The organism is Variovorax boronicumulans NBRC 103145 (genome assembly GCF_001591345.1).
GTDB lineage: Bacteria > Pseudomonadota > Gammaproteobacteria > Burkholderiales > Burkholderiaceae_C > Variovorax > Variovorax boronicumulans.
Map to the genome: position 1 here is coordinate 1 of NZ_BCUS01000200.1, position 6,435 is coordinate 6,435.

Sequence of the window (6,435 nt, forward strand, 5' to 3'; positions counted from 1 at the left end):
TGGCTCGCCGCGCGCAACGACGACTGGCGCTACGCCGTCGGCGCCAGCGCGCAGGCCGACACGCAGACCCGCTGGGACGAAGGCAGCATCGACCAGCGCCGCGCCGTGCTGGCCGAGCAACGCCGCGATGACCCGGCCGGTGCGCGCGAACGCCTCGCCGCCGAACTGCCGCAGCTGCCCGCCAAGGAGCGCGCCGAGCTGCTCGGCGCGCTGGCCGAGAACCTCGGCCCCGACGACGAAGCGCTGCTTGAAGCCCAGCTGAAAGACCGCGCGCGCGACGTGCGCCAGACCGTGGTCGAGCTGCTGCAGCGCCTGCCGGCCAGCGCGCACGTGCGGCGCGTCGAAGCCTTCCTCGCGCCCTTGCTCTTATCGCAAGGCGCGACGTGGCAACTGAACGCCCCCGAAGCCGCCGATCCGCGCTGGAAGGACGACGCCATCGACGCCGCGCGCCCCACGCACGACAGCCTCGGCGAGCGCGCGTGGTGGCTCTACCAGCTGGTGCGCCAGATGCCGCTCGCGTGGTGGACCGCGCGCACCGGCCTGACGCCCGCTGCATTGCTCGACTGGGCCGCCAAGGGCGACTGGCACGACGCGCTGCTGCGCGGCTGGAACGAGGCCGTGCTGGCCGCGCCCGACTTCGACTGGTGCGATGCGCTGCTTGACCGCCCGCGCGCCCACCGCGGCGGCGTGGGCCCGCTGCTGGCGCTGCTGCCGCGCGAGCGCCGCGAGCGCCACTGGGCGACGCAGCTCGGCGATGCCGGCCAGGGCGTGCAGGACGTCGTCGCGTTTGCCGACCAGGCCTGCGCACCCGGCGATACACCCTCTGCCGCGCTGTCGCTGCGCATCGCGCAGGCGCTGCGCATGCGCGTCGAGCGCGGCGACCTCGTCAACGACTACGTGCTGCGCCAGGTGCTCGGCACCGCCGCCGCGCTGCTGCACCTGGATGCGCTGGCGCTGCTGGCCGACCTGCCGCGCGCGGCCGAGGAAAGCCCCGGCCTCGCCAACGCACTGGTCGACACCGCGCGCATCGTGCGTGCGCGCCGGCTGGTCGCCACGCTTCCTTCTTCTTCCTCTTCTTCCTCACTTTCAACCTCTTCCCAAGGCCGTCCATGAGCAATGTCCTGCGCCAGCATGCCGAACAGCAATTCGCCGAAGAACTCGAAGCGCTCCAGAAGGTCGACGACCGCCAGCGCCCGGCCAACTGGAAGCTCTCGCCCTGGGCCGTGCTCACCTACCTGATGGGCGGCAAGCTGGCCAACGGCTTCGAGGTCAGCCCCAAGTACATCGGCAATTCGCGCCTGATGGAAATCGCCGTGTCCACGCTCGCCACCGACCGCGCGCTGCTGCTGTACGGCGTGCCGGGCACGGCCAAGTCGTGGGTGTCGGAGCACCTGGCGGCCGCGGTGAGCGGCGACTCGACGATGCTGATCCAGGGCACGGCCGGCACCAGCGAAGAGCAGCTGCGCTACGGCTGGAACTACGCCGAGCTGCTGGCCCATGGCCCGTCGGAAAAGGCGCTGGTGCCGAGCCCGCTGGTGCACGCCATGCGCCTGGGCAAGATCGCGCGCGTCGAAGAACTCACGCGCATCCCGGCCGACGTGCAGGACTCGCTGATCACCGTGCTGTCGGAAAAGACCCTGCCCGTGCCCGAGCTCGGCACCGAGGTGCAGGCCACGCGCGGCTTCTCGGTGATTGCCACCGCCAACAACCGCGACAAGGGCGTGAACGAACTGTCGAGCGCGCTCAAGCGCCGCTTCAACACCGTGGTGCTGCCCGTGCCGTCGAGCGAGGCCGAGGAAGTGCAGATCGTCGTCAAGCGCGTCGGCGAGCTGGGCCGTGCGCTCGCGCTGCCGGCCGAGCCGCCCGCGCTGCAGGAAGTGCGCCGCGTGGTGCAGATCTTTCGCGAGCTGCGCAACGGCCAGACCGAGGACGGCAAGACGCGCATCAAGTCGCCCACCTCCACGCTCTCGACCGCCGAGGCCATCTCGGTCATCAACAGCGGCATGGCGTTGGCCGGCCACTTCGGCGACGGCGTGCTGCGCTCGGCCGACGTGGCCTCGGGCCTGATCGGCGCGGTCATCAAGGACCCGGTGCAGGACCAGGTGGTGTGGAAGGAATACCTGGAGACCGTGGTGAAGGAGCGGGCCGACTGGAAGGACCTGTACCGCGCCTGCCGAGAACAACTCTGACGCGAGCCAGCGCATGAGCACGAGCGCGGCGCCTTCGCCGCTGCACTACTTCGGCATCCGCCACCACGGCCCCGGCTGTGCGCGCAGCCTGCTGCGCGCTTTCGAGTCGCTGCAGCCCGACTGCATCCTCGTCGAGGGCCCGCCCGAGGCCGAGCCGCTGCTGTCCTTCCTCGCGCATGCCGACCTGCAACCGCCGGTCGCGGTGCTGATCCACGCGAGCGAAGACACCGGCCTGGCCGCGTTCTATCCCTTCGCCACCTTCTCGCCCGAATGGCAGGCGCTGCAGTGGGGCGCCGCGCGTGGCGTGCCCACGCGCTTCATCGACCTGCCGCAGGCGCACCGCATGGCGATCGAGCAGGCCGCGCGCGCGGTCGATGAGGCCAAGGCCGCAGAGCCAGTCGACACACCGCTCGGCGATGACGAGACCGACACGGTGCCCGTCGCTGAAACCGTCGCTGAAACCGTCGATGCGCCCGAAGAAGAACAGGCCGCCCACACGCTGCCCGACGACCCCTTCGACTGGCTCGCCCACGCTGCCGGCTATGCCGACGGCGAGAGCTGGTGGAACCACATGGTCGAGGAGCGCGGCGACGGCGAAGACCTGTTCGGCGCCATCGCCGAGGCCATGACCGCCGTGCGCGCCGAAACGCCCGAAGACCGGCGCGGCGTGCGCGCGATGGAACGCGAGCAGCGGCGCGAAGCCTTCATGCGGCAATCGATCCGCGAGGCCGTGAAGGCCGGTCACCAGCGCATCGCCGTCGTGTGCGGTGCCTGGCACGTGCCCGCGCTGCAGGGCGCGGCCACCGCCAAGGCCGATGCGGCGCTGCTCAAGGGCCTGCCCAAGCTCAAGGTGCTCGCAACCTGGGTGCCGTGGACCTACCGGCACCTCACGAGCGCCAGCGGCTACGGCGCCGGCATCGATTCGCCGGGCTGGTACGAGCACCTGTGGCAGCAGGGACACGAGGTGGCGGGGCGCAGCACCGGCTGGCTCGCCCGCGTCGCGCGCTTGCTGCGCGAGCACGACCTCGACTGCTCCTCCGCCCACCTCATCGAAGCCACGCGCCTGGCCGACACGCTGGCCGCATTGCGCGAGCGCCCCGCGCCCGGCCTGCCCGAGCTCGACGAGGCCGTGCGCAGCGTGATCTGCATGGGCGAGCAGGCGCCGCTCACGCTCATCCGCGAGCGCCTCACGGTCGGCGACCGCATGGGCCAGGTGCCGGCCGACGTGCCCACCGTGCCGCTGCAGCGCGACCTCGAACAGGCGCAGAAGAGCCTGCGCCTCAAGCCCGAGGCCACCGCCAAGACGCTCGACCTCGACCTGCGCCAGCCCAACGACCTGGCACGCAGCCACCTGCTGCACCGCCTGCGCCTGCTCGACCTGCCGTGGGGCGAGGTCACCGCCGGCCAGCGCGCGAGCCGCGGCACCTTCCACGAGGTGTGGCAGCTGCAGTGGCAGCCCGAGTTCGCGCTGCGCGTCATCGAGGCCAGCCGCTTCGGCGCCACGGTGGCGCACGCCGCCAGCGCGCGCGTGATGGAAGGGCTCGCGGCCGAGACCTCGCTCACCGCACTGGCCGAGCAGGTCGACACCGTGCTGCTGGCCGACCTGCCCGTGGCCGTGCAGGCCGTGACCCGCGCGCTCGAAGACCGCGCCGCGCTCACCGGCGACGCCGTGCAGCTCATCGGCGCGGTGCCGCCGCTGGCCAACGTGTTCCGCTACGGCAGCGTGCGCCAGACCGACAGCGCGCTGCTCTCGCACGTGCTCGACAGCCTCATCGTGCGCGGCGCCATCGGCCTGCCGATTGCGTGCGGCGCGCTCGACGCCGAAGCCGCCGAGTCGCTGCGTACCCGCCTCATCGGCGCGCACGACGCGGTGCGCCTGCGCGACGGCGAAGAAACGACCACCGCCTGGCGCAACGCATTGCGATCCATCGCCTTCGGCGAAACCGGCGCGCCGCTGCTGCGCGGCGTGAGCTGCCGGCTGTTGCTCGACGATGCGCAGATCGACAGCGACGGCGCCTCGCAGCAACTGGCGCGCAACCTCTCGGCCGGCGCGCCGCCGACCGATGCGGCGGCCTGGCTCGAAGGTTTTCTCAACCGCAACGCGATGGTGCTGCTGCACGACGATGCCGTGTGGTCGCTGGTCGACGGCTGGCTCGCGGGGCTCGGCGAAGAACACTTCGTGCAGGTGCTTCCGCTGGTGCGGCGCAGCTTCGCGGACTTCTCGGGCGCCGACCGGCGCGCACTCGGCGAACGCGCGAAACGCGGCGCCGTCGGCGGCACCTTGCCGTCCGCCGTGGCCGCCACCGACTGGGACGAATCACGCGCGGTGCTCGCGCTGCCGCTGCTGCGGGAACTGCTGGGAGTGAAGGCATGAGCGCGAATCCAACACCCATCGACGAAGAAGAAACCCTGCCGCCCACCGACCGCCTGCAACGCTGGCGCCTCGTGCTCGGCAGCGAGGCCAACGCCAGCTGCGGCGCCATCGAAGGCCGCGTGCGCGAGATCGACCAGGCGCTCGCCGCGCTCTACGAAGCCGACGGCCGGCGCGGCCTGGGCCAGGGCGGGCAACGCGGCGGCCGGGGCGATTCGGCGCCCAGCGTGGCGCGCTGGCTCGGCGACATCCGCAAGTACTTCCCGAGCCAGGTGGTGCAGGTCATGCAGCGCGACGCGATGGAGCGCCTCAACCTGCGCCAGATGCTGCTGCAGCCCGAGATGCTCGAGAACGCGCAGCCCGACGTGCACCTGGTGGCCAACCTCGTGGCGCTGGCGAGCGTGATCCCGGCCGGCACCAAGGACACGGCGCGCGCCGTGGTGCGCAAGGTGGTCGACGAGCTCATGAAGAAGCTCGAGGAGCCGATGCGCAGCGCCGTGAGCGGCGCGCTCAACCGCAGCCAGCGCAACCGCCGCCCGCGCCATTCGGAGATCGACTGGCACCGCACCATCCGCGCCAACCTGCGCCACTGGCAGCCCGAGTACCGCACGGTGGTGCCGCAGACGCTGGTGGGCTACGGGCGCAAGGCGCGCCAGCCGCAGCGCGAAGTCATTCTGTGCATCGACCAGAGCGGCTCCATGGCCGCGTCGGTGGTCTATTCGAGCATCTTCGGCGCGGTGATGGCGAGCCTGCCGGCGGTGTCGACCAAGCTCGTGGTGTTCGACACCGCCGTGGTCGACATGACCGAGCAGCTGCAGGACCCGGTTGACCTGCTGTTCGGCGTGCAGCTGGGCGGCGGCACCGACATCAACGGCGCCGTGGGCTACTGCCAGACGCTGGTGCGCGAGCCGCGCAACACCATCCTGATCCTCATCTCCGACCTGTACGAAGGCGGCGTGGAAGACGGCCTGCTGCGCCGCGCCCACCAGCTGGTGGAGGCCGGCGTGCAGTTCATCGCGCTGCTGGCGCTCAGCGACGAGGGCGCGCCTTCGTACGACCGCGACCTGGCCGCCAAGCTCGCGGCGCTGGGCGTGCCCTCGTTCGCCTGCACGCCCGATGCGTTCCCGGGCCTCATGGCTGCCGCCATCAAGCGCGAGGACGTGTCGACCTGGGCCGCGGGGCAGGGCCTGAAGACCAGCCGGGCCGCCCCGTGAAGCAGCGCCGCCTGCCCGACCTGAAGCGACGGCGGCTGGCCGCGCTGCTGGGGCTGGTGGCCGGCACGGCCTGGGCGCAGCCCTCCGACGACACCGCGCGGCCGATCCGCTGGATCGTGCCCTTCCCGACGGGCGCGATCGCCGACGTCGTCGCGCGCGCCATCGGTGCCCAGCTCACCATCGACACGGGCCAGCCCGTGCAGATCGAGAACCGCCCCGGCGGCAACACCGCGCTCGCCGCCCTCGAAGCTGCGCGCGCACCAGCCGACGGCCACACCGTGCTGTCGGCCGACAACGGCATGTGGGTGTTCAACCCGGCGCTGTACCGCAGCCTGAGCTACAGCCCGTCGCGCGATTTCACGCCCGTCACGCAGCTGGTGCGGCTGCCGATGGTGCTGCTGGTCGGCCCGGCCAGCGGCGTGCGCGATGCGCGTGCCTTCATCGAGGACGCGCGCGCCTTTCCGGGCCGCTTCAGTTTTGCCTCGGCCGGCAACGGCAGCGCGCAGCACCTCGCGATGGAACTGCTCGCGCGCGAGGCGGGGCTGGAGATGGTGCATGTGCCGTACCGCAGCGCCGGGCCGGCGCTGGTCGAGGTGGCGGGCGGCCAGTTGCCGTTCGCGATGGGCGAGCTGGCGACGGCGCGCCGCTTCATCCAGGGCGG

Annotated in this window: 5 protein-coding genes; all 5 read left to right on the forward strand. The window is 72.1% G+C overall.

Features of this window, described 5'->3' with window-relative positions:
- On the forward strand, positions 1–1,113 hold a 1,113-nt coding region (locus VBO01S_RS32890), incomplete at its 5' end, for a DUF5691 domain-containing protein (RefSeq protein WP_255221248.1).
- A complete protein-coding gene (locus VBO01S_RS30340; RefSeq protein ID WP_062482644.1) occupies positions 1,110–2,189 on the forward strand; it encodes an AAA family ATPase in 1,080 nt (359 codons plus the stop codon). The genes VBO01S_RS32890 and VBO01S_RS30340, both read left to right, overlap by 4 nt.
- A 13-nt stretch (positions 2,190–2,202) precedes the next feature.
- On the forward strand, positions 2,203–4,563 hold the full coding sequence (locus VBO01S_RS30345) for a DUF5682 family protein (protein ID WP_062482646.1): 2,361 nt from the start codon (positions 2,203–2,205) through the stop codon (positions 4,561–4,563).
- Positions 4,560–5,774: a VWA domain-containing protein gene (locus VBO01S_RS30350; RefSeq protein ID WP_062482648.1), complete on the forward strand. Its 1,215-nt coding sequence runs from the start codon at positions 4,560–4,562 to the stop codon at positions 5,772–5,774. The genes VBO01S_RS30345 and VBO01S_RS30350 overlap by 4 nt, the downstream gene beginning before the upstream one ends.
- Positions 5,771–6,435: Bug family tripartite tricarboxylate transporter substrate binding protein (locus VBO01S_RS30355; RefSeq protein ID WP_255221249.1), on the forward strand; the 665-nt coding region annotated here is incomplete at its 3' end. The genes VBO01S_RS30350 and VBO01S_RS30355, both read left to right, overlap by 4 nt.